This is a genomic window from Streptomyces sp. TLI_105, from assembly GCF_900105415.1.
Taxonomy (GTDB): Bacteria; Actinomycetota; Actinomycetes; order Streptomycetales; family Streptomycetaceae; genus Streptomyces.
Genome location: NZ_FNSM01000001.1, coordinates 7,187,670 through 7,210,950, shown reverse-complemented (window position 1 = coordinate 7,210,950; position 23,281 = coordinate 7,187,670). Strand labels below are relative to the sequence as shown.

21 protein-coding genes and 1 pseudogene are annotated in these 23,281 nt (G+C 73.6%); 14 read left to right on the top strand and 8 right to left on the bottom strand.

Going from position 1 to position 23,281, the window contains the following annotated elements; translation table 11 throughout:
- The first annotated feature begins 116 nt into the window (after nt 1-116).
- The 3 genes from BLW86_RS32995 (at nt 117) to BLW86_RS32985 (ending at nt 2,246) form a co-directional block, all read left to right on the top strand.
- Nucleotides 117-746: a TetR/AcrR family transcriptional regulator gene (locus BLW86_RS32995; RefSeq protein WP_093877413.1), complete on the top strand. Its 630-nt coding sequence runs from the start codon at nt 117-119 to the stop codon at nt 744-746.
- Entirely contained in the window at nt 743-1,306 is a 564-nt protein-coding gene (locus BLW86_RS32990; protein ID WP_093877412.1) for a DUF1707 SHOCT-like domain-containing protein, read from the top strand. The genes BLW86_RS32995 and BLW86_RS32990 overlap by 4 nt, the downstream gene beginning before the upstream one ends.
- A 73-nt stretch (nt 1,307-1,379) precedes the next feature.
- Nucleotides 1,380-2,246 carry a GNAT family N-acetyltransferase gene (locus BLW86_RS32985; RefSeq protein WP_093877411.1) on the top strand — a complete coding sequence of 289 codons (867 nt, stop codon included), beginning with the start codon at nt 1,380-1,382 and terminating at the stop codon, nt 2,244-2,246.
- Nucleotides 2,247-2,296: 50 nt separating this feature from the next.
- Here BLW86_RS32985 and BLW86_RS32980 read toward each other — a convergent pair whose 3' ends face one another.
- Complete coding sequence (locus BLW86_RS32980; RefSeq protein WP_256341754.1) at nt 2,297-2,908, bottom strand: aminotransferase class I/II-fold pyridoxal phosphate-dependent enzyme; 612 nt, start codon at nt 2,906-2,908, stop codon at nt 2,297-2,299.
- Between BLW86_RS32980 and BLW86_RS32975 the strand changes: the two genes are divergently transcribed.
- Both BLW86_RS32975 and BLW86_RS32970 read left to right on the top strand, forming a co-directional pair.
- Entirely contained in the window at nt 2,895-3,095 is a 201-nt protein-coding gene (locus tag BLW86_RS32975) for a hypothetical protein (protein ID WP_371129635.1), read from the top strand. The two genes, BLW86_RS32980 and BLW86_RS32975, sit on opposite strands and share 14 nt — an antisense overlap.
- A gap of 222 nt (nt 3,096-3,317) precedes the next feature.
- Nucleotides 3,318-3,749: a protein-tyrosine phosphatase family protein gene (locus tag BLW86_RS32970; RefSeq protein WP_093877410.1), complete on the top strand. Its 432-nt coding sequence runs from the start codon at nt 3,318-3,320 to the stop codon at nt 3,747-3,749.
- 92 nt (nt 3,750-3,841) lie between these two features.
- Here the strand turns inward: BLW86_RS32970 and BLW86_RS32965 are convergent.
- From BLW86_RS32965 to BLW86_RS41180, 5 genes and pseudogenes are all read right to left on the bottom strand, one after another.
- Nucleotides 3,842-4,204, bottom strand: a pseudogene (locus BLW86_RS32965) (DUF4158 domain-containing protein); the annotation flags it as partial.
- Nucleotides 4,205-4,228: 24 nt separating this feature from the next.
- Nucleotides 4,229-5,686: a carboxylesterase/lipase family protein gene (locus BLW86_RS32960; RefSeq protein WP_093877409.1), complete on the bottom strand. Its 1,458-nt coding sequence runs from the start codon at nt 5,684-5,686 to the stop codon at nt 4,229-4,231.
- Nucleotides 5,683-6,708 carry an alpha/beta fold hydrolase gene (locus tag BLW86_RS32955; protein WP_093877408.1) on the bottom strand — a complete coding sequence of 342 codons (1,026 nt, stop codon included), beginning with the start codon at nt 6,706-6,708 and terminating at the stop codon, nt 5,683-5,685. The genes BLW86_RS32960 and BLW86_RS32955 overlap by 4 nt, the downstream gene beginning before the upstream one ends.
- 30 nt (nt 6,709-6,738) lie before the next feature.
- Complete coding sequence (locus tag BLW86_RS32950; protein ID WP_093877407.1) at nt 6,739-8,037, bottom strand: esterase/lipase family protein; 1,299 nt, start codon at nt 8,035-8,037, stop codon at nt 6,739-6,741.
- Nucleotides 8,038-8,181: 144 nt separating this feature from the next.
- Entirely contained in the window at nt 8,182-9,213 is a 1,032-nt protein-coding gene (locus BLW86_RS41180; RefSeq protein WP_218138023.1) for a TetR/AcrR family transcriptional regulator, read from the bottom strand.
- 189 nt (nt 9,214-9,402) lie between these two features.
- Here BLW86_RS41180 and BLW86_RS41620 point away from each other — a divergent pair, with 189 nt between their 5' ends.
- The 9 genes from BLW86_RS41620 to BLW86_RS32900 all read left to right on the top strand — a co-directional run bounded on the left by BLW86_RS41620 (nt 9,403) and on the right by BLW86_RS32900 (nt 21,484).
- Nucleotides 9,403-12,048, top strand: a complete 2,646-nt coding sequence (locus BLW86_RS41620) for a glycosyltransferase (protein WP_177181821.1) — start codon at nt 9,403-9,405, stop codon at nt 12,046-12,048.
- The gene (locus BLW86_RS32940; RefSeq protein WP_177181820.1) at nt 12,045-13,742 is read left to right on the top strand and encodes an ArnT family glycosyltransferase; all 1,698 of its coding nucleotides are present in this window, start codon (nt 12,045-12,047) and stop codon (nt 13,740-13,742) included. Before BLW86_RS41620 ends, BLW86_RS32940 begins: the two co-directional genes overlap by 4 nt.
- Nucleotides 13,739-15,223, top strand: a complete 1,485-nt coding sequence (locus BLW86_RS32935; RefSeq protein WP_093877404.1) for an alkaline phosphatase family protein — start codon at nt 13,739-13,741, stop codon at nt 15,221-15,223. The genes BLW86_RS32940 and BLW86_RS32935 overlap by 4 nt, the downstream gene beginning before the upstream one ends.
- Nucleotides 15,220-16,422: a hypothetical protein gene (locus BLW86_RS32930; protein WP_093877403.1), complete on the top strand. Its 1,203-nt coding sequence runs from the start codon at nt 15,220-15,222 to the stop codon at nt 16,420-16,422. The genes BLW86_RS32935 and BLW86_RS32930 overlap by 4 nt, the downstream gene beginning before the upstream one ends.
- Nucleotides 16,419-17,618 carry an endo-1,3-alpha-glucanase family glycosylhydrolase gene (locus BLW86_RS32925; RefSeq protein WP_177181819.1) on the top strand — a complete coding sequence of 400 codons (1,200 nt, stop codon included), beginning with the start codon at nt 16,419-16,421 and terminating at the stop codon, nt 17,616-17,618. Before BLW86_RS32930 ends, BLW86_RS32925 begins: the two co-directional genes overlap by 4 nt.
- A 394-nt stretch (nt 17,619-18,012) precedes the next feature.
- A complete protein-coding gene (locus tag BLW86_RS32915; protein WP_093877400.1) occupies nt 18,013-18,552 on the top strand; it encodes an ArsR/SmtB family transcription factor in 540 nt (179 codons plus the stop codon).
- The gene (locus BLW86_RS32910; RefSeq protein WP_093877399.1) at nt 18,549-19,835 is read left to right on the top strand and encodes an MFS transporter; all 1,287 of its coding nucleotides are present in this window, start codon (nt 18,549-18,551) and stop codon (nt 19,833-19,835) included. Before BLW86_RS32915 ends, BLW86_RS32910 begins: the two co-directional genes overlap by 4 nt.
- Before the next feature lie 340 nt (nt 19,836-20,175).
- Nucleotides 20,176-20,577: a hypothetical protein gene (locus tag BLW86_RS32905; protein WP_093877398.1), complete on the top strand. Its 402-nt coding sequence runs from the start codon at nt 20,176-20,178 to the stop codon at nt 20,575-20,577.
- Nucleotides 20,578-20,722: 145 nt separating this feature from the next.
- Nucleotides 20,723-21,484: an SDR family oxidoreductase gene (locus tag BLW86_RS32900; protein WP_093877397.1), complete on the top strand. Its 762-nt coding sequence runs from the start codon at nt 20,723-20,725 to the stop codon at nt 21,482-21,484.
- A gap of 251 nt (nt 21,485-21,735) precedes the next feature.
- On the opposite strand, the gene BLW86_RS32895 is transcribed toward BLW86_RS32900, so the two are convergent.
- Nucleotides 21,736-22,401 carry a hypothetical protein gene (locus BLW86_RS32895; protein WP_256341493.1) on the bottom strand — a complete coding sequence of 222 codons (666 nt, stop codon included), beginning with the start codon at nt 22,399-22,401 and terminating at the stop codon, nt 21,736-21,738.
- A gap of 72 nt (nt 22,402-22,473) precedes the next feature.
- Nucleotides 22,474-23,106 carry a dihydrofolate reductase family protein gene (locus BLW86_RS32890; RefSeq protein WP_093877396.1) on the bottom strand — a complete coding sequence of 211 codons (633 nt, stop codon included), beginning with the start codon at nt 23,104-23,106 and terminating at the stop codon, nt 22,474-22,476.
- Nucleotides 23,107-23,281 lie beyond the last annotated feature (175 nt).

Sequence of the window (23,281 nt, the reverse complement as noted above, 5' to 3'; positions counted from 1 at the left end):
GCCCCACGACTTCGACGCAGGTCATCTGGGCCCCCTCCAGGGCGAGTTGACCGGTGCCCGACTTGTTGTCAGAGTGGACAACAAGATGTCGTCCACTCTGCCGACAGGGAAGGGCCATGCCTGCTGCACGACGTCGGCGCACTCCGGACGAGGCACGCGCCGAGATCCTGGACGCCGCCACCGAGCTCATCGCGCGGCACGGGCCCGACGGCGTCGGGCTGCGCCGGGTCGCCGAGGCGGTCGGGGTGACCCACGGGCTCGTCACCCACTACTTCGGGACCTACCGGGCACTGGTGCGGGCCGTCCTCGAGCGCGAGAACGAGCGCAAGCGGGAGCTCGTACGGGAGCGCCTGCGGGCCGACGGCAGCGTGCCGTACGCGGACGGCATGACCCAGGTGCTCTTCGACATCCTCGCCGACGAGCGGTACGTCCGGCTGTGGACCTGGTCCCAGCTCCACGGCTGGGACGACGGAACCGCCCCGGACTCCCCCACGAACCTCTCCCGCCTCGTCGACGTGATCGAGGAGGGCGTCCGCTCGGTGCTCCCCCCGCCCGAAGGCCCCGACCGGGCACGGATCGAGAGGGTCGTCCTGCTCGGCATGTCCGGCGCGTACGGCTACGCCCTCGGTCGGCGCTACTGGCTCGCCGACCTCGGGCACGACCCCGACCGGCCCGAGCACGACGCCGCCTACCGCACCGCCCTGACCTCTGTCCTCGCCACCTATCTCGGAGGGTCGACCCCATGACCCGGCACGACCTGGACATCCTCGCCTCGGACCGCGAGCGCTCCGACGCCGAGGAGCGGCTGCGGGCCGCCGTCGAGAACGGCAGGCTGCCGCTGGCGGACCTGACGGGCCGCCTCGACGAGGTGCACGCCGCACGCACCCGGGGCGACCTGGAGGAAGCCTGCCGCGGCCTGCCGCACCCCGGCCCCCGGGACGCCCTCGTGGTGGACCGGCCGGCGGACTCGCGCGGCCTCGTCGTCGGCGTCTTCGGCGGCTTCGAGCGGAAGGGCCCCTGGGTCGTGCCGCCCCGCATGACGGTCTGGTCGATGTGGGGCGGCGGCAAGCTCGACCTCACCGAGGCGCGCTTCAGCGAACAGGACACCGAGATCCGCGCCGTCGCCCTGTGGGGCGGCACCAGGATCACCGTCCCGGAGGACATCGAGGTCGAGGTGCGGGGCCTCGGGCTCTTCGGCGTCTTCGACAGGCGCGCCGCCCGGCGCATCGGCAAGCCCGGCACGCCCCGCGTCGTGATCAAGGGCCTGGCCCTCTTCGGCGCCGTCGTCACCCGCACCAAGAAGTAGCACCGGCGGAGCAGCCGCCGCTCCCGCCGGAATCCGGGTGCGGACCACCGGGCCCGTCGTGTGTGATCGGCGCATGACGATCGTGGTGGACACCCCGGGGATCGACGGGCTGGGCAAGGTCGTGGACGTGCTGCGCGCGTGGCAGGACGAGGGGGCGCCGACGCAGCTGCATCCGGGCGACCTCGGCTGGTTCTGGCGGTCGGGTCCGGAAGCGACCGCCGAGGCGGTCAGGACATGGAGCCGGGACGGGCGGATCCTCGCCGTCGGACTGCTGGACGGCCCCGGGCTGCTGCGGCTGACGATCGCGCCGGACGCCCGGCGGGACGAGGAGCCGGCGCGGCGGCTGGTCGAGGACGTGACCACGCCGGAGCACGGCGTGCTGCCCGCGGGCAGGGCGAACGTCGAGGCGCCGGCGGACGCGCTCGTCCAGGACCTGCTGGCCGAGGCCGGCTGGGGCGTCGACGAGCCGTGGACACCGCTGCGCCGCGACCTCGCGCTGCCGGTGCCGGACCCCGGCCTGCGGATCGAGACGGTCGGACCGGAGCGGGCGCAGGCGTTCACCGCCGTGCACCGGGCGGCGTTCGACGGATCGGGGTTCACGGCCGGACGCTGGCACGCGATGGCTGCCGGGCTGCCGTACGCCGACGCCCGGTGTCTGCTCGCGTACGACGGTCGGGGCGACGCGGTGGCGGCGGTGACGGTGTGGTCGGCCGGCCCGGGCAGGCCCGGCCTGCTCGAACCGATGGGCGTCCACCGCGACCACCGCCGCCGGGGCCACGGCAGGGCGATCACCCTCGCCGCCGCGGCCGCCCTCCGGGAACTGGGCTCGTCGAGCGCGCTCGTCTGCACTCCGAGCTCCCGTACCGGCGCCGTCGCGACCTACGAGTCGGCCGGCTTCCGACCGCGCCCCGAGGTCCGGGACCGGTACCGGGAGGCCTGAGCGGCCACCGGGCGCCGGGGATCACGGCGGGATCGCCTCGATCGTCTCCCTCAGGCGGTGCAGCGCGCCCCGGAGTTCGTCCGGGGGCGGGGTGGCCAGCGCCAGCCGGAACGCCCGGGGCGGTGGGGGCCGGTGGCGAAGGCGTCCGCGGTGGACACGAGGATCCCCTCCTCCGCGAGCGCGGCCGCCACGTGGTCGGGCCGCTGGTGCGGCTCCAGGCCGAGCCAGACCGTGTACGAGGTCGGGTGGGCCGTGACGTCCATGCCGGCCGGTGCCGCGCGGGCGATGCCCTGCCGGGCGGCGGCGTCCGCGCGACGGCTTCCCTCCAGGCGCGTCACCGTGCCGTCGGAGAGCCGGCGGGTGGCGAGCGCGGTGACGATCCCCGGGGATCCCCAGGCCGCCGCGCGAAGGCTCCGGGTGACCCGCTCGGCGTGACGGCCGGGCAGGACGGCGAAGCCGAACCGCAGGCCGGTCGCCACGTTCTTCGACAGGCCGGCGACATGACAGGTGCGTTCGGGCGCGAGCGCCTGGAGCGGCGGGGGCGGCGCCGGGTCGAGGAACGCGTAGGTGCCGTCCTCGATGATCAGACGGTCCCGCGACCTGGCGACGGCGACTAGACGGTCGCGATCTTCGGCAGGAGACTTCGGGGTGATCGAGCTCAAGGACTCCGAGGGATGGGTCGTCACCGGGCATCACGACGACGTCCTTACCCATGTCGGCCCCGATGAGCCTCAGGATCAGTCGCAGATCGCTGTCGGGCTGTTCGGACGTTCCAAGCGCCACCGGGACGGCACCGAGCTCAACGTCGTCCACGTGGAGGACAAACGAGGCTCAGCGGAGCCGGCGTGAGTACCGCGCTTCATCGCTGGTGGTCGTCGGAGGCGATCGAAGAAGTCACCAGCCTGCTCGCGCCCGGCGACAGCCGACGCCGAGTCCAGTCGTGGACGACCGAGCCGCTCTCAGGCGTTCCAGCAGCAGTTCTGCCGTATTGCGCGCGGCAACGGCATGGTGCGCGGGGCGAGCGTTGCGATCACGGACTCGCTGGGCATGGACCCTCTATAGGGTGCTCGCATGAGTGAGGAATGGGACTCGACCGACGGGATCCTGCGGTTTCCTTCAGGCGCGCTCGTGCGTGGCCGGGGTTTGCGTCACCCCTTGCCCTCAGGGCCGACGCCGTCCTTCGCGGTGTACCTGCTGGGCAAGCAGCCTCCACCGACCGAGTGGGAGGCTCGATGGTTGCGGTGGCCTGACTTCCGCCTTCCCAAGGACCGTCGGCAAGCTCGGGATGTGTTGCGGGAAGCGTTGACACGGGCGGGGAACGAACGCGTCGAGGTCGCGTGCGGAGGCGGGCGAGGACGGACAGGAACAGCCTTGGCCTGCATGGCCGTCCTTGATGGGGTTCCGCCGGACCAAGCCGTCGCGTTCGTCCGTCGGCACTACCACCCCCGTGCTGTGGAGACCCCCTGGCAGCGACGATTCGTGCTGCGCTTCGAGGACGCGTAGCGGCGCGTTTCGCATCGAGGGCCGCGTGCCTGACCGGCTCGCAGAGGGCACACATCAAGCCCGGCCGGCTAAGCGCCGGCCGAGCTCACCTGGGGTGCGGGGCGGTGTCGGTCACCCGGGCACCCGGGCACCCGGGCACCCGGCGGCACCGTCAGCAGGAAGTCCGGCACCGCCCGCCGACCGGTACTCAGCAGCCCGTGGAGGGCGTCCCACAGCCGCTGGTTCGCCGCCTCCCGCACCGCGGCCACCCGCCGGGCCGACGTCGCCACCCCGGGCAGCAGCACCCACCGCTCACGCGGCCACCCCGCCGCCGCGTCGAACAGCGCCTTCGGCCCTCCCCGGTCGGCCGGACCCGCGTCCACCCATGCCCGCAGCTCCGCCTCCGCGAACTCCCTGTGCTCCAGGACCCGCCGCAGCTCACGGACGTGATCGAGCAGGGTGTTCTCCCGCTCCCCTGTTCCTCGGCCGTCGGCCCGCCCTCAGCGCACCCCCTCCCACAGCAGCCGTTCCCGCGCGCGCGGGTCGTCGACCGGGGCGGGCGCGGGTGTGGTGGTGAAGGTCATCGTCGTGCGGGTCTCCCTGTCGTACGCCTTCCAGCCGGGGCTGCCCGTCTTCGCGAAGGCGACCCACGCCCCGTGCACGGCGTCCGCGAGTTCCCGGGGCGGATGGGCGCCGAGCAGCGGGGCGTACGACGGGTCGTGGAGGCGGTCGAAGACGAAGGGCAGTTCCAGCGCGTGGCAGGCGCCGAGAGTGCCGTCGAACCGCGGGGAGCGCCAGGCGAACTCGTAGAGGTACGAGCCCGGGACGGCCTCGGCCAGGCGGATGGCCGGGATCCGGTAGAACCAGTCGGTGGCCACGGCGTCGAGGAGTTCGCCCGGCGTGGCGTCCGGGCGGGCGGCCCGGTAGACGGGGAGGGCCTCGGCCGGGTCGAGGCCGTAGGCCGCGGTCATGGCGCGGAGCGAGGATTCGGGGAAGACGTGGAGCCGCTCCGTCGGGACCAGGAACAGGCGGTACTCCTCGCGGTTGCTGCCGATCATCAGGTCGACGCCGCAGTCCGGGCCGGGGAGGGCGAGGTCCGGCCGGACCGGCTCGAAGGGCATGATGTTCAGCACCGCCTCGCCCCACCGCGCCGGGTCCGGGTCGGCGGTCACCTCCGCCCTCAACTCGGCTTGGGCTGGCAGGAGTTCCGGAAGGGGGACGGCCTCGAAGGCCTCCGCGGTCGGCTCGATCCCCAGCTTCTCCGCGAGGCGGGCCGCGATCAGCCGGGCCGACGACGGGCGCAGGAAGTGGTGGCAGGCTCCGCTCTGCAGGATCGCCCGGTGGAAGAGCCCGCGGGCCGCCTCGGTGGTCAGCAGTGCGCCGATGCTCATCGCGCCCGCCGACTCGCCGAAGACGGTCACCCGGTCCGGGTCGCCGCCGAAGGAGGCGATGTCGTCCCGGACCCAGCGGAGCGCGGCGATCTGGTCGAGCAGGCCCCGGTCGTCGGGGCGGCCCGGGAGGTGGAGGAAGCCGTCCGCCCCCAGGCGGTAGTTGAGCGTGACGCAGACGACGCCGTCCCGGGCGAAGGCGCCCCCGTCGTAGCCGGACGCCGAGCCCGAGCCGTTGGTGAACGCGCCTCCGTGCAGCCACACCATCACGGGAAGGCCGGCGCCCGGTTCCGGGGCCGGGGTCCAGACGTTGAGGTTCAGGCAGTCGTCCCCCGGGACGGCGTTCTCCGGGATGAGGGCGTCGAAGGGCGGGGCGTAGGGGGCGTGCGGCGCCGTCGGCCCGTGGGCCGTGGCGTCGCGCACCCCCGTCCACGGTTCCGGCGGGGCGGGCGCCCGGAACCGTCGCGCGCCGAAGGGCGGAGCGGCGTACGGGACGCCGAGGAAGGAGGTCACTCCGTCGGCGGAGGTCCGGCCGCGGACCTCCCCCTGTCGGGTGCGGCACACGGTCATGCCGCGAGGACTTCCAGGAGCGCCTTGCCGAACTCCTCGGGGTGTTCGAGGTGGACGGCGTGCCCGGCGTCGGCCACCGCGACCTCCCGCACCGCGCCGCCGGCCGCCGCGTAGCGGTCCAGGACGTGGCGCGTCTGCGCCAGCATCGGCTGCGCGGGGGTGCCGTCCCAGCCGGGCACCGCGCCGATCGCGCCCAGGTGCGCCAGGTCGAACATCGAGGTGTCCGAGACGATGATGTCGTCCTCGCCCCGTATCCACAGCACCGGCGGCTTGGGCTCGATCAGGTGCAGGTCGTCGACGCGGAAGCGGGTCGGGGCCATGCAGTTGAGGACGCCGCGTGTCCCGGGCGCGATCCCGGGCCAGGCGTCGGACGTCGTGCTGTCGCCCGGGTAGTGGTCGTCGCCGAGGCGCGTGGCCAGCATGGACTCGACGTACGCGTCCTCGTCCTGGGTGCGGAACGGCGGCTTGACGTAGCAGGTCGTCAGGACGGAGCGCGGCGAGAGCGGGGAGTCCGCGCCGCGGTCGCCCTCGGCGAGCAGCCGGACGAAGTCCGGGTTGGCCGTGCCGCCGCCCGAGCCCGCCCCGTCCGCGGAGTTGAGGGTTCCGTCCACGCCGTGGGTGCCGCCGAAGCCGTACGGGGAGACGGGGCTGACCAGGGTCAGGGAGCGCACCGCGGCCGGGTGGTCCCGGAGGTACTGCATGACCACGCCGCCGCCCATGGACCAGCCGACCAGGTGGGCCCGGTCGATGCCGAGGGCCGTGAGCAGCTCGGCGAGGTCGTCGGCGTAGTCCCGCAGGCCGCGCGTGGCGTCGACGGGCAGCGGGTCGGTGCCGCCGAAGCCGCGCAGGTCGACGGCGAGGGGGCGGTAGGGGGCCGGCAGCGCGGTCAGGGTGGAGTGCCAGAAGGCGGAGGAGGAGACGTTGCCGTGGACGAAGACGACGGCCTCGCCCTCGGTCCTGGCCTCGGTGATCTGCTGGGTGAGTCGGCCGGTGGTGACACGGCGGGTGCGGAGCGTGGTCATGTCCTTCTGGTCCTTCGGTCCTCGGGCGCTTCAGGAGAGCCAGGTGGCGACCTGGGCGGCGACGGCGCTGTGCCAGCCCAGTTCGAGGTGGTTGGCGCCGGCGACGGTGGCCTTGCCGCCGACGGTGGGGATGCCGGTGGTGTCGAGCGCGCTGGAGACGAAGACGACGCCGTCGCTGGGGCCGCGGTTCTCGTTGAAGATGCCGAGGACGTCGGCGGATCCGCCGGCCAGGAGGTAGGTGGTGACGGAGGCGGGCACTCCGGCGCCGTGCAGCGGGCCGATGAGCGATCCGGCGTCGATGGCGGCCTGGATGCCGCTGCCCGCGGTGTAGAAGCCCTGGCCGCCGTAGTACGTCGTGTACCAGTCCTGGGCGGCGCCGTCGACTCCGTACACGCCGTCCCAGCGGGCCAGCATCTGGCGCTGCCCGGGGTAGTTGTCCTGGCCGCCGACGGGGGTCATCGAGAACTCGGGGTGCGCGGTGTACAGGCCGTAGCAGGTCATGTGGGAGTGCGGGGAGGGCGCGTTGATCTTTCCGCCGCACTCCGGCCAGATGGAGAAGTCGTGGGCCCAGCCGTGGGCGTACGGGTAGTCGTAGCCGCCGTTCGGGCCGCCGAGGGTGATCAGTCGGCGGACGTCGCCGGCGTACGCCCGTCCCCAGCTCGGCTTCAGGGACGACACGTACGCCCGGCTCGACATCTGGCCCTTGCTCCAGCCGACCAGGTCGACCTTGTCGACTCCCAGCTTCGCCTTGATGACGGCGATCGCGTCGCCGACGATCTGCGCCTGCATGAGGTTGTCGCCCTGCTTGTGCGCGAAACCGACGGCGAAGACGCGGTGGCCGCGCTCGGCGAGGTACTGCATGAGCCCGGTGGACGGGCAGGAGGCGGCGCCGCAGCCGTAGCCGCCCGACTCGCCGGGGTTGGCCCAGGCGCGGTCGGCGGTGTCGTTCGCCCCGTGCACGAGGAGGACGGGGGTGGTGCGGCTGCCGGTGTTCCAGCCGGGGGCCGAGTAGAGCAGGAACCGGCCGGAGGACGGCCGGGAGACGCCGCCGAAGTACGTGACGCGCTTGCCGTCCTGGTCACCGCGGCCGTCCGCCGGGTAGCCCTCGGTGCGGAACCCGCTGGTCGTGTCGAGATAGCGTTCGACCCGCTCCCAGCCGTTGGTGACGGTCCCGGCTCCGTAGCTCGCTTCCAGCGTGAGGTACGGGGGCGGCGCGGCGGCGACGGCGGGCGGTCCCAGCAGGGCCGTCGCGACGACCCCCACCACCGCGATGACACGGGCCGCGCGCAGTCGCCACCGCCGCCGCCCTGGACTCCGTCTGTCGGCCATGTCCCGGCCTCCCCCGCTCGTGCGCCCTCGGCGCGCCCTCCCGGTGCCCGTCCCGGCATCGGGAGCTGCACACGTTAGGCGTGCGGGGAGTCAGCGGGGCATGGAGCCGGACCACACAAAGTGAGAGGTCAGCGTGGTGTGTGACTACACGGCCTCGGGTGGGAGCCGACTGTCGCCGGAAGGGGGCTGGTTGTCGGCGGGCTCGGTCCGCTCGTCGGCGGGCTCGGGCCGGTGGTTGTCGGTCGGCTCGGGCCGGTGGTTTTCGGCGGGCTCGGTCCCGTCGTCGGCGGTCTCAGGCCGGTGGCTGTCGGCGGCCTCGGGCCGCTCGTCGGCCGGCTCGGGCCGGTGGTTGTCGGCCGGCTCGGTCCGCTCGCCCCCGGGTGTCGAGTCACCGTCGCCCGTCGGCTCCGCCGCCCGGGCCGTGCGTGCGGCGGACGCGGCCAGTATGACGTCGAGCAGCGCGTCGAGGCCGTCCGTCAGCTCCTGGTAGCCGCCCTTCTCGGCCAGGGCGGGCGCGGTCTCGCGCAGCCGGGGGAGCTCGCGGGCCGGCATCAGGTGCAGCCCCAGGCGGAACGCCGGATCGGGCTCGTCGGGGTTCTCGACCATGGCACGCAGGTCGCTGAAGATGTAGCCGAGCACCCACCCGGTGATCGCCCGGTAGGCGGTGACGACGCCCTGCTCGTCGAGCCCGGCGCGGTCCAGGAGGGCCAGCACCCGCTCGTGGGCCTGCAGCACCGCGAGGGGGCGGCGGGCCAGCGGGACGGCCAGCAGACGCGTGGCCAGCAGCGGTACGACGTGCGGGTGGGCGAGGGAGATCCGGTAGAGGGCGCAGGCGCCGCGGAGGAGCTCGGCCCGCCATTCGGGCAGCTCGGCCGCCTGGCCGAGGGGGGCGGGTTCCTCGCGGGCGAGGTCCTCGGCCAGCTCGGTGTAGAGCTGCTCGACCAGCCCGTCCAGGAGCGCGTCCTTGCTGGGGGCGTAGCGGTACAGCGCCATCGCCTCGACGTCGAGCTCGGCGGCGACCCGCCGCATGCTCAGGGCCGACAGGCCCTCGTGGTCGACCACGTCGAGGGCGGCGGCGAGGACGCGTTCACGGCTCAGCCGACGTCGGCCGCGGCGGCGCTCGGTGGGATGGCCGATGTCCACCTTCCTGCGCTCCGGCTGGGTGCTGCTGACCATGGCATGCCTCCGGACTCGACGTCGCGCTGCGACTCCTCCCGACTATATCCGAACGATCCCAAACAGATACGTTTACTGCGTAAGTGGACATATATTGACATCCAGGATAACGCCGAGCAATATGTATGTTTAAAGCGTAGACGTACGACGACAGCACAGCTGCCCAGTCCCCCGCTGGAGGCCGCTGACATGGACGGCAACCGCATCCCCCGCACCGAGTGCGCCGAGCTGAACGATCCGCGCCCGCTCGTCCGGCCCCGTCTGACCCTCGTCATCCCGACGCGCGACGAGCGCGAATCCGTCCCGCTGCTGCTGCGCGCCCTGGAACCGGCCTTCGGTGAATTGCCCGTCGAGATCCTGTTCGTCGACGACAGCGACGACGACACGCCGGCGACGGCCGCGCGGCACTCCCCGGACTGCCGGCTGCCGGTCCGCATGATCCACCGAGAAGGCGGTGCCCGCGAGGGCGGCCTGGCGGGGGCCGTGCTCGCGGGCGCACGCCATGCCCGGGGCGAATGGGCCCTGGTCATGGACGCCGACCTCCAGCACCCGCCGGAGGCGGCCGCCGCGCTCGCCCGTACCGCCCTGGGCCACGACGTCGACATCGTGGTCGGCACCCGCTACGCGGGATCCGGGTCAACCGGTGACGGGCTCGACGGCCCCGTGCGCCGGCTCGTCTCCCGTGGCAGCACGCTCCTCACCAAGGCGGCCTTCCCCCACCGGCTGGCCGGCGTCAGCGACCCCATGAGCGGGCTCTTCGCCTTCCGTACCGCCGCGATCGACGTGGACCGGCTCAGCCCCCTCGGCTTCAAGGTGCTGCTCGAACTGCTCGTCCGACACCCCGGCGCACGCGTCGCCGAGGTCTCCTACCGCTTCGCACCCCGCGCGGCCGGCACCTCCAAGGCCTCGCTGCGCGAGGGCCTGCGGTTCCTGCGCCACCTGGCCCGGCTGCGCCGGCCCGGCCCCGCCGCGCACCACGCCGACAAGGACCGCCACACCGTGACCGGCCGCCGTGACCTCGGAACGACCGCGCGGTTCCTGGCCTTCGGGCTCGTCGGGCTCAGCGGCATCGCCGTCAACACCGCCGCCCTGTGGTTCTTCCACTCCGTCGCGGGGCTCCAGCACCTCCTCGGCGCCACGCTCGCCACCCAGGTGTCGTCCCTGTGGAACTTCGCCCTCCTGGAGACGCTCGTCTACCGCGGCGGCCGGGGCGGCGACAAGCGCGCGGTCCTCGTCCGCGGCATCGCCTTCCTCGCCCTGAACAACCTGCTGCTGCTCGGCCGGCTGCCCCTCCTCGAATGGCTCGTCGACTCCGGGATCGGACTGCTCACCGCCAACGTCCTCAGCCTCGTCGCGCTCTTCGTGGCCCGGTTCCTCTTCAGCGACCTCCTCATCTACCGAGGCCGCCGTGACGACGGAGCCCGCCGCGACCCCGTGCGCGTGCTCGTGGCCCCCGGCTACGTCCCTCCCGGCTCCCCGGCCCCCTCCCCCGCCGCAACCTCCTCCGCCCCCTCCCCCGCCGCGACCTCCTCCGGCCCCGCGGCCGCCCCGGCCCACCACCCCAAGCGGCCCAGGTACCTGACCTACCGTTACGACATCGCCGGCACCGTCACCATCGGCTCCCAGATCCGCCTGCCCGAGCTGGAGTTCTTCCGCGCCCAGTGGGTGCCGCCGGACTCCTGCGACATCACCGTCCGCGTCGGCGACGTGGGCCGCCGGTTCCCCCGCCACCGCGCGGTCATGACCGAGATCCCCGGCCGCGGCGGACCGCAGCCCACCACCGTGCAGTACGAGGAGCAGCTCGGCCGGCTCGGCGCCAACTTCCGGGTCGACATCGGCGACCCCATCGACGTCCTCGTCAGCCCGCTGCTCGCCCACTCCCCGCACGTCGTCTACACCAACGTCGTGGAGGCACTGCTGCGCTTCGTGCTCGTCGCCCGCGGCCGGATGCTGTTGCACTCCGCGACCGTCGAGCTGGGCGGCACCGGCGTGATGCTCTCCGCGCTCACCGACACCGGGAAGACGTCCACCGTCCTGCGGCTGCTGAGCGAGCACGACGGACGGTTCCTGTCCGACGACATGACCGTCGTCGACGCCACCGGCAACGCCCTCTGCTTCCCCAAGCCGCTCACCATCAGCGCGCACACCCTGCACGCCGTGCGCTCCGACGACCTGACCCCCCACGAATGGCGCCGGCTGCAGCGGCAGAGCCGCCTGCACTCCAAGGAGGGCCGCTCCTTCGCCTTCACCCTGGCCCGCCACAACCTGCCCATCATGGGCGTCAACGCGATCACGCAGATCCTCGTGCCCCCGCCGAAGTACGCCGTCGACCGGCTCGTGTCCTGCCGGCTGAGCAGCGCCGTCAAGGTGACCGAACTGTTCGTCATCGAGCGCGGCACGCCCCGCCTGAGCGACCTCGGCCACGACGAGACCGTCGAGCGACTGCTCGTCAACACCGAGGACGCCTACGGCTTCCCGCCCTTCAGGTACTTCGCCCCCGCCATCGCCGTCGACGGACTCGACCACGCCCGGCTGCGCAGCCGCGAACGGGACGTCCTGTCCGGCTTCCTCTCCGGCGTGCGCACCCGTGTCCTGGCCTCCGACCGCTTCGGCTGGGCCGACGAGATACCGCGGCTCCTCGACGCGGACCGGCCGGCGATCAACGGCCGCCCGGCGTCCCTGGTCGACGGGCACCCGTGGCCGCACTGGATGCCGGAGGCGTCGGAGGGCGAACCGCCCCTGCCCGTACGCTCCGGCGTCCGGCCCCCGCGCCCCGTCCTCCGGACCGACTCCGGCGCCTCCCGCGAGAGCGACCCCGGCGGGAGGACGCCATGATCCGTCCCGCGTACTCCACCGCGGACGCGACGGCCGCCCCCGGCACCGACACCCGCTCGCGGGCCACCGGCGCCCCTCCGGGGACGCCCGGCGCCCCGGCCCGCCGGGACCTCCGCGGCGCCCGGCGGCGGCGCGCCGTCCACTGGACGCTGCGGAGCGCCCTGCCGCTCACGGCCATCCTCGCCCTGGCCGGCTTCCTGCGGTTCTGGCAGCTCACCGCGACCGGCTTCAACAGCGACGAGGCCGTCTACACCGGCACCGCCGCCTCCCTCGGCGGCGACCCGGGCATGCAGGCGCTGTTCCCCGTCTTCCGCGCCCACCCCGTGCTGTTCACCGGCCTCCTGTCGCTCTTCCTGCGCGGCGGCACCGACGACTTCACCGCCCGCGCGGTCGCCGCCGCCATCGGCGTGGCGACCGTCGCCGTCACGTACCTGCTGGCCCGCAGGCTCTACGGCCGCGCCGCGGGGCTCGCCGCCGCGCTGCTGCTCGCCGTCATGCCGTACCACGTGGTGGTGACCCGCCAGGTGCTGCTCGACGGGCTGATGACGCTGTGCGCCACGGTGGCGCTGTACTGCGTCGTACGGTACGTGCAGGGCGGCCTCGACGGTCTGCCCTGGCTGATCGGGGCCGCGGGGGCGCTGGGAGCGGCCACGCTCTCCAAGGAGACGGCGCTGGTCCTCGTCTGCGGCCTGTACGTCTTCTTCGTGCTCAGCCGTTCGGTGCGGATGCGGCTGCGACACGCCGTCCTCGCCACCGGTGTCCTCTGCCTCGTCGTGGCCGCCTTCCCGCTCGCGACGTCGCTGGCGGGCCACCGCTCCACCGGGCAGAACTACCTGCAGTGGCAGCTGTTGCGGCGCGCCAACCACTCGATGGGGTTCTACGCCGTCACGGTGCCGCAGGCCGTCGGCTGGGCCACCCTCGTGGCCGCCGCGGCCGGACTGGTCCTGCTGCGCCGCCGCACGGACTGGCGCGAGGGCCTGCTGCTGTGCTGGATCGCCGCGCCCGTGCTGTACTTCACCCTGTGGCCCGTCAAGGGCTTCCCCTATCTGCTGCCGATCGCACCGGCGCTCGCCGTGCTGGCCGGCCGCGCGCTGAGCGCCCTCGCCGAGCTCCGGCTGCGGCCCGGACGGCTCCGGTCCGGCCGGCTGCGGCGCGGCCGGCTGCGGCTGCGGCCCGGGGTGCTGTCCGCCGTCGGCGCCGTCCTCGTCGCGCTCGCCGTGGCGGCGTCCCTCGCCCTGTCCTCCGCGAGCCGCATCACCGCCGCTCCGAACGGCTCGTTCCTCGCCGGTTCCGGCGGTCTGCCGGGCGGCCGCGAGGCGGGCCGGTGGGTGCACGACCACGTGCCCGTCGGGGCGCAGCTGCTCGCCGCCGGCCCCTCGACCGCGAACGTCCTCCAGTTCTACGGGGGCAAGTCCGTCTCGGCGCTGTCGGTGAGCGTCAACCGGCTCCACCGCAACCCGTCGTACACGCCGGTGCCCAACCCCGACCGTTCACTGCGCGACGGCGAGTTCCAGTACCTCGTCTGGGACTCCTACACCGCCCACCGCGCCCCGTTCTACGGCGCGAAGATCCGGCAGCTGGTCGAGAAGTACCACGGCACCGCCGTCTACGCCTCCGCCCTGCGGGTCCCCACGTCCTCCGCCGACCCGACGCCCACTCCGGTCATCGTCATCTACCAGGTGCGTGTGTCATGAAGTCGCCGACCGTCCGTCTGCTGGCAGCGCTGGCCGGCGCGGCCCTGCTGCTCGGCCCCACCACGGCCGCGGCCGCCACCGACCCCGACCCGGGCTCCGGCACCGCCGCCGAGCACCGCGCGGCCACCCCCGTCCAGCACTTCATCTACCTGATGCAGGGTCCCCGCACCTTCGACAACTACTTCGGCACGTACCCCGGAGCCGACGGGATCCCCGCCGGCACCTGCCAGCCGCGCACCGCCAACGGCCCCGCCGCCGACTGCGTGCGGCCGTACGCCCTGCACGACAAGGCCCCCGCCCCGCTCTCCCCCAGCCGGAGCATCATCGCCGCGCAGGTGAACGGCGGGCGCATGGACGGCTTCGTGTCCGCGTACACCCGCCAGGGCCGGGACGGCACGCCCGTCATGGGCCACTACGACGCCCGGGACCTGCCCTTCTCCTGGGCCGCCGCCGACCGCTACGTGCTCTTCGACAGGTTCTTCTCCGCCGTCCCGTACGGCACCGCCACCGAACGCTCCTACTGGGTCTCGGGAGCCGCCCCGACGGCAGCGGGCGACCGCCCCACCATCTTCGACCGGCTCCAGCAGGCGGGGGTCAGCTGGAAGTTCTACGTCCAGGACTACCGGCCCGACGAGAACGTCCGGTCGCCCGGCGCCACCCAGCAGGTGCGCGTCCCGCTCCTTGGACACGCCCGCTTCCTCGACGACCCCGCCCTCGCCTCCCACATCGTGGACCTGGACCAGTACTACCGCGACCTCGACAACGGCACCCTGCCGTCGGTGGCGTACATCTCGAGTTCGGGCTCGTCCGAGACCTCCGCGCGGTCCGTCCCGGCCGGCCAGAAGCTCATCCGCTCGCTGGCCACCCAGCTCGCCCTCAGCCGCTACTGGGACAGCTCGGCGCTGCTGTGGAGCTACGACGGCTCCGGCGGCTGGTACGACCACGTGGCCCCGCCGGCCGCCCCCGACGGTCCGCGCGGCCTGCGCGTACCGGCCGTCCTGATCAGCGCCTACGCGCCGGCCGGGCGCGTCGACCACCAGGTGCTCGACTCGTCGTCGGCGCTGCGCTTCATCGAGGACAACTGGAACCTGGAACCGCTCGGCGGGCGGGACGCCTCCGCCACCGGCCTCGCCGCCGCCTTCGACTTCTCCGCCGCTCCGCGGCCCCCCGAAGTGCTCGCCGTCCCCGCCGCCCGGCCCGCCGTGCGGCCGGTGAACTCGGCCCTCGTGTACGGGCTCTACGGCGGGGCGCTCGGTGCGGCCGCGCTGCTCGTCGCCGCCACCGCCCTGCTCGCCGCCCGCAGGCGCTCCGCCGTCCCGCCGACCCCGGCACGGTCGTCGGAACCGGCAGGACCCTCGGGACCGGAAGCAGCAGGGCCGTCGGAACCGGCAGGACCGTCGGAGCCGGCAGGCACCTCGGGATCAGCAGGATCCCCGGGATCGGCAAGGCCGTCCCGCGCGCCGGAAGGGAGCCCGCCGTGAACCGCCGTGCCGCCCGCCGATGCGCCGTCTCCCTCCTCGCCCTGCTCGCGGCCCTGCTCCTCGCCGTGGCCGGCCCGGCGGTCCAGGGCCACGCCTCCGCCGGGAGCGCCCGCCCGGGCGCCGCCGCGTCGCCCGTCACCGTCACCTTCCGCACGGTCCCGGCGGTACCCGGCGTCCGGCTGGTCTTCGCCGGCACGGCGCTCGTCACGGGCGCGGACGGCACCGCCTCGTACACCGGCGCCCGCACCTCGGCCCCCCAGTCGCTGCGGCTGCTCGACACCTCCGTCGACACCCCGGACGCCCGCTACCGCTTCACCCGCTGGGCCGGTCAGCGCGACCCCGACCAGACGTTCCGGCCCCGTGTCGACGGGCTGCCGCTGCGCGCCGACTACACCGTCACGGCCGGGTTCACCGTGCAGTACCCGGTGACCGTCTCCTTCACCGACCAGCACGGCACGCCCCTGGACCGGTCCCTGGTCTCCACCGTGAAGGTCAGGGGCTCCGACACCCGCGTCACCGACCTGTCCGTGACCGGCACCACGTGGCTGGACGGCGTCCAGCCCGTCTTCCGCGACAGCCGCCTGACGCCCGTCCCGGTCGACTACACCCTGCGCAGTCTCGTCTACGACGGCGCCGAGGTCGCCGACGCCGGACGGCAGGGCTTCCGGCCCGGCACCGACCGGCACCTGACGTTCACCGGCAACTTCCACGACCTGACCGTCACCGCCCACGACGGGCTGTTCGGCTCCGCGACCGGTGACGAGGCCACGGTGACGGGTCCCGGCGGCAAGGTCCGGACCGTGGCGCTCGGGCCGGACCACACCGCCGTCCTGACCCATCTGCCGCGCGGCCGGTACACCGTCGAGGTCAAGGCCCCCGGTGGCAGCACGAGCCCGCGCCAGATCCAGCTGTCCCAGGCGGTCACGGCCGACGTGACGGTTTTCAGCAGGGCCGACGTGCTCGTCCTCGGCGGTGCCGCACTGCTGCTGGTCGGGCTGCCGGTCGCGGTCCGGCTGGGGCTCCGGCGCCGGGCCCGCCGCACCGCCGCGGGCCCGCCGCCCGACACCGGAGCCCGGAACGGGTCCACCGAGCCGCGTGAGCCCGGCACACCGGAAGAGGGCGCGCCGGCGCACCGGCCCGAGCAACCGGGGGAGGCAGGGGAGGCGTCCACGTCCTCATGGCCCGGAGCGGCCCGATGAGACTCTTCTGGGCACTCCTCGCCGCGCTCGCCCTGTGTCTGCCGGGCAGCGGTACGGGGCCGGCCGACGCCCGGCCGACCGGTTCGGCCGCCGACGACGTGTCCCGTCCGCCGCTGCTCGCCTACTACTACCAGTGGTTCAGCCCCGGTTCCTGGCAGCGGGCCAAGACCGACCTGCCGCTCGCCGGGGCCTACTCCAGCGACGACGCGCAGGTGATCGACCGCCAGATCACCGAGGCGAAGGCCGCCGGCATCGACGGGTTCATCGTCGGGTGGAAGCACGGCACCGTGAACGACCGGCGGCTGAGCAAGCTCGTCGCCGCCGCCGAGGCCAGGGACTTCAAGCTCGCCATGATCTACCAGAGCCTGGACTTCTACCGCCGCCCGCTGCCCGTCGCGCAGGTCGCCGCCGACTTCGACCACTTCCGCGACCACTTCGCCGGCAGCCCCGCCATGCTGCGCGTCGACGGCCTTCCGCTGACCGTGTGGAGCGGCACCTGGCGCTACTCGCACGACGACGTCGCCCGCGTCACCTCCGCCGTCCGCGGCGAACTGCGGGTCCTGGCCAGCGAGAAGAACGTCGACGGCTACCGGAGGATCGCCGACGTCACCGACGGGGACGCCTACTACTGGTCCTCCGCCGACCCCGAGACCACCCCCGGCTACGCCGACAAGCTCGTGGACATGGCGCGGGCGGTGCACGCCGACCACAAGATCTGGCTGGCTCCCTGCGCGCCCGGCTTCGACGCCCGGCTCGTCGGGGGCGCCAAGCCCGTCCCCCGCCGGAACGGCGCGACCCTGGCCGCCGAGTACGCGGCCGCGCTCCGCTCCTCGCCGGACGCCATCGGGCTGATCAGCTGGAACGAGTTCTCCGAGAACACCCACGTCGAGCCCTCCCGCGACCACGGCGACCACTACCTGCAGGTGCTGCGCGACCTGCGCGGCGCCCCCGCGACCGTCCCGTCCGAGAACAGCACCGCCCTGTCCCGGAGCGGCCAGCGCCGGTCCGTCCCCGAGTCGGGCGCCTTCCCCGGCGTCTGGGCGTTCGTCGGCCTGGTCGCCCCCATGCTGCTGATCACCCCGCTCGCGGTGCGCCGCCTGCGCGCGGGCCGGGCCGGTACGGGGCCGGAGCGGGCGGTCGGCAGGTCACCGGGATCGAGCTCCCGGCGGCGTTCCCGGCCAGATCGCGCGCCCTGACCTCGTAGGTGGAGGAAGCCGGGCACACGGCCGTCTTGCCAGGGCGGGGGCGGCGCGGAGTCACCGGCCGTGGCGCCCGACGGGTCGTCGGCGTACGTGTCCTCCGGCTTCGGCAACGAGGAAGTGCCGGTCCTCGACACGGAGACCGACCGGGTCACGGGCTCGACGACGGTCGGCACCGGACCGATGAGCGTGGTCGTCGAGGCCGGGCCGAGCCGATGGCCTGTGCGCCGGTGCCTCCCGGCACGTCCACGGGAAGACGGACCGGGAGGAGGCCGACGCGCCCTGACGGCGCAGGAGTTCCGTGCGGCGATCGATGCGGCGTGACAGCCGGTTCCGGAAGCCGGACGAAAATCCCTTGCCTAATGGTCAAGAAGTGTTGACCATTAGGGCCATGCCTACCGACGATCTCCCCGAGGCGTTCCACGTCACCACTGACGAGCAGCTACGCGCCGTCTCCAATCTCACGCGCCACCGGATCATGGCCGTGCTCCGCTTCGAGCCCGCGACGATCACGCAGATCGCCGAGCGAGTGGGCCTTGCGAAGGGAAGCTCCAGCTACCACGTACGACTGCTCGAACGGGCCGGCCTGGTGAAGGTGGTACGAACGCGGAAGGTCCGGGGGGTCACCGAGCGGTACTACGCGATGGCCGCGCGGGCGATCGTGCTGCCGGATCCGGGCGAGGGAGGGCCGGATGTGCTGATGCGGCACGCGGTGGCGGACCTGGAGGCAGCGCCCGCGGAAGGCGAGCGGCACGTGGGGATGGCGCATCTGCGACTCACCGAGGAGCAGTTCACGGAGCTGGGGGCGCGGCTGCGGGCACTGGCGGACGAGTACCGGGAGCTGTCCGATCCGTCGCTGCCGGACGCGTCCTTCGTCTTCGCACTGTTCCACCCGGCACCGCGCCGACAGGCCGAAGGGGACGCCAAGTGACCTCAGACATACGGAAGTTGCCGATCGGGTTCGGACGGCTGTGGACCGCGCAGACGGTGTCCTCGCTCGGTGACGGGGTGACACATGCCGCGCTGCCGCTGCTCGCGTTGACGTTGACGCGGGATCCGATGGCGCTCGCCGTCGTCACGGCCGCCGGAACGCTGCCGTGGCTGCTCTTCGGGGTGCTCGGCGGTGCGCTGGTGGATCGCTGGGACCGTCGACGCACGATGTGGGTCACGGACGCGGCGCGTGCGGTGCTGCTCGCCCTACCGGCGGCAGCGGCCGCGCTCGACGTGCTGAGCATTCCCCTGCTCGCGGCCGTCGCCTTCCTGCTCGGCCTCGGCGGGCTCTTCTTCGACACGGCCGCCACGGCCTATCTGCCGGATCTGCTCGGCCGCGACCCCGTGCTCCTGGAGCGCGCCAACTCCCGCCTGCGCGGCGCCCAGACCGCGGCGTCCGGCTTCGCGGGGCCGCCTGCGGGCAGTGCCCTGCTCGCGTTCGGGCGGGCGGTTCCGCTGCTCGCCGACGCGGTGTCGTTCGCGCTCTCCGCACTGCTCGTACGGTCGCTGCCCGCCGCACCCCGACCCGTACCACAGGCCCGTGAGTCGCTGCTGCGGCAGGCGCGGACGGGCGCCTCGTACGTGTTCCGGGATCGGTTGCTGCTCGGGCTCGCGCTGCGTCCGGCGGTCGGGAACATCGCCTTCCTGGCCGTGGAGACCGTACTCGCCCTCTTCGCGCACGATCGTCTCGGCATCGGCGACTTCGGCTTCGGCCTGCTCCTCACGGCGGAGGCCACCGGCGGTCTGCTCGGCGCGGGCATCGCCTCCTTCCTCGGCCGACGACTCGGCACCGGCACCGCACTGACCTGCACGGCCGCGGTCGAGGGACTCGCCGTCCTGGGCCTCGCCGTCTCCCCGAACCCGTACGTCGCCGGCCTCGCGCTCGCCGTCTGCGGAGCAGGCATGGGCGCGACGATGGTGCTCGGCCCCTCCCTCCGACAGGCGATCGTCCCCGCCCACCTGATGGGCCGGGTCGCCTCCACCTCCCGCATGCTCGCCATGTGCGCCGCCCCGTTCGGCGCCTTCCTCGGCGGCTGGCTGGCCACCGCCTACGACGTACGCACCCCGCTCTGCACCGCCGCCGGCCTCCTCCTCGCCATGACCGCCGTCACGGCGACCATGACCAGCAACCGCCGGGTCGAGGCGGCGCTGCGTGCCGCCGCCCCGGCCGATGATCCAGACCACCCGGAATCCCGGGATCCCGTCCAGGAGGGTGCCGTTTAGGCTCCGCGAGATCGTCGAGTCAGTGCCAAGCCCGGCTCGGCGTTCCTCGCCTCGGCGCCGGACGTCGGGCGCCTGACCTCCACGGGAGGCAACGAGCGGCCCAGCGGGCCGGGCCCGCCGCCGTCGATCCTCGTCTCCCCCGGTCAGGGACGGGCCCGCGAGCACCGCCTCCCACCGCGGACCGTCCAGTGGCCTCGCACGCGGCTCCGCCCACCTGATGTCGCCTTCGCCGGGACCAGGGCCGACCTCGCCGTGCCGGACGGCGCCGAGCTCGCCCTCGCGATCGTGAAAGGCCAGGGACCGGCTGGCGACAGAGGGGCGACGCCCCGAGCGGCCGGACATGACGGGCGCGCTCCTTCTGCTGATCGCCGTCGTGGCCGTCATCGCCTACGTCGGGACGTACCACAGCTGGTGGCTGCCGCTGCTCGTGCTGGTGGCCGGCGGGCTGGTCTTCGGGATCGGTTACGGCGTGCGTGCCGGCGGACGGCTCAAGGAGGGCGCCCTGTGGGCCAGTCGGCACCTCGTGGCGCTGGTCGGCCTGGCCATGCTGCCGGGTGCCGCGACGATCACCACGCCGTGGGTGCCACTGGAGCGGATCGACCTGCACGGCGGGACGCGGCTGCGGGGATTCGTCATGGAGGCCGAGCCCGGCTTCCTCAAGGTGCTGACCGAGCACGACCGGAAGTTCCTCATCCTCACGGACCGGGAAGTCACGTCGAGGGAGGAGATCACAGCCCACTGAGGCGCCGTCCCGCCCCGCGCCGACGGACAGCCCCGGGGGCGGTGCGCAGGGCCGTGGGACGCGAACCCGCAAGGAAAGTCAACTTTGATCAGTCACCGTGCGGGTGACTAGGTTCGACAGCCGGCCCACCCCAACAGGAGGAACCATGGCACGTCCTGATCGCCCGATAGCCCTCGTCACCGGAGGCAGCCGAGGTATCGGCGCCGCCACCTCGCTGCGGCTCGCTTCCGCGGGGTTCCACGTGGCGGTGAACTACTTCTCGAACCGATCCGCGGCCGACGAGGTCGTCGCGAGGATCGAGGCGGACGGCGGCAGCGCCTTCGCCCTCCGGGGAGACGTGCGCGACGAAGAACAGGCCGCCCGGATGATCGAGCGGGCGGCACCCGACGGCCGCCTCGACGTCCTGGTGTGCAACGCGGCCGCGGCCGCCTTCACGCCCACACCGGTGAGCGCGTTGCCCTGGTCCGACTTCCGTACGAAGGTCACGGACGAACTGGCCGGCGCCTACACCCTGGCGCAGCGCGCGCTGGCCCTGATGGAGAAGCGGAAGCGGGGAAGCATCGTCTTCGTCTCCAGCACCGTGGCCGACGGGCCGCCCGCCCCGGGGATGACCGCCCACGGAACGGCCAAGGCCGCCCTGAACGCCTTCGCGCGGTTCCTGGCGTGCGAGGCCGGCCCCATGGGCGTCCGGGTCAACGTGGTCGCCCCGGGCTTCGTACGCACCGAAGCCAGCGCCCACATGCCGAAGGCGGTCCAGCAGCAGCTGGCGGACCGGGCGCCGCTCGGGCGCGTCGCCGACGCGGATGACGTCGCGGGGGCCATCGCGATGCTGGTGGGCGACGACGCCCGGTTCGTGACCGGGGCAGTGGTGCCGGTCGACGGCGGGACGACCGTGTCCCGCATGTAGATCCGGGCCGGTGGTGGCCGTGGCTCGCCCGTCGGGTCGTTCTCCGGTCGACGGGGTGGCGGTGTCCGCGTCGGTCCTGCGCCGGGCGTGACCGAGGACGCCGGAGGCGACACCGAAACGCTCCCGCACCTGCCTGGAAGCGGTGCACATGCCCGCGCGTCAGTACACGGTGACCGTCATGCGGTTCTGCTGGGCGACGAGCGCACCGTGAACCAGCACTGCCGCCGGGCCTAGGAGGGCGGCGTCGCCTCCTACGTCCCGACGGAGCCCTCCGGGCACCACCGTCGCCCTGAGGGCCCCCTCGGCGCATCCGGGGGAGGGCCCCCCTCGACGATCACCCACACCCGCCCTCGGCACGCGGTCCGCCGTAGCGCGCCCGGTAGAAGGCCACCTGCTCGGCGCTCGTCGACGAGTACACGGCCGTACACGTCACCGATGCCCTCGCCGCCACCCCGACGCCCGTGCCTCCCCTGGGCCGCCCGGCACGCCAGCACCGGCACCCGGGAGTCGGGTTGCCAGTGCAGGGTGTACGCCGGACCGTTGGGATCCGGGACGTCCTCCATGCGCACGCCGCGCCGGGCCAGCAGCCGTTCCGGCTTGTCGTAGCGGAGGCGGCGGGCGAAGCGGCCGTACCGCTCACGGATCAGGGGGTTGACGGCGCCGCTGCCGAGGGACGACAGCCGATGCACCTGCAGGGTGAAGTGGTGCCCCATCCAAGGCTGGTCAGGCGACTCCCGCTGCCAGAAGAACTCGGCCATGCCGTAGTCGCGCCACATGCCGTGGCCGTCGAGGGAGTTCTCGGCGAAGTCGGTCCCGAGGACGGCTGTGACCTGGTCGGGACCGTCCGTCGGCCTGGCTCCGAGCACCGTTCCGGACGTGATCACATCCAGGTAGAAGGCGAGGGAGTACGGAGTCAACGGGGCTTTCCTCGAAGGGCTTTCCTCACCGGACGGGAGGCGGCTGGCGCCCGCCGGCCGCCCCAGCACAGGTCAGGACTCGTCGCCCAGGCCGCGGTCGGGGGCGCTCATGTCTCCCGTGACGGGCGTGCCCTCGGCGCGACCGTAGCGCAGGTGCACGGTGCCCTTGGGGCTGGCCTCCGGCGGCTCCAGGAGCGTGACGTTGGTGGGCACCGCGCCGTCCTCGAACACCTTCTTGCCGACGCCGAGCACGACGGGGTGCAGCCAGAGGTCCAGGCGGTCGAAGAGCTTCTCGTGCAGGAGGGTCTGCACCAGGTTCAGGCTGCCGACGACCGTCACCTGCTCGTGCCGCTCGCGGATCTCGCGCACCGCGCCGGGCAGGTCCGGGCCGAGCTGCTCGGAGCCGGCCCAGGACAGGTCGGGCTTGCCACGGGAGGCCACGTACTTCGGGATGCGGTTGAAGAGCCTGCCGAAGTAGTCGTCCTGCTGCGGCCAGTACGAGGCGAAGATGTCGTACGTGCGCCGGCCGAGCAGGAGGGCGTCCGTGCCCTCGTACGCCGCCTGGATCTGGGCGCCCGTGGCCCCGTCGATCAGGGGCGCCTGCCAGCCGCCGAAGGGGAACCCCTCGGGGTCCTCGTCGGGACCGCCGGGCGCCTGCCCGACGAGGTCGAGGGTCGAGAACATGGCGATGTGGATGAGGCCCATGGCTTGCTCCTGATGCGTCGAACGGTCTCGTCAAGAGGTAGACCCGGGGACGACCGCGGAATCATCGCCGCGAAGCCGGTTCACCCGTTCGGACGAACCCGGCCCCGGACCCGGACCCCGACGCGGGCCCGAGCACCACGCCGCCTCGGCGCCGCGGCCACCGCATGAGCCCCAC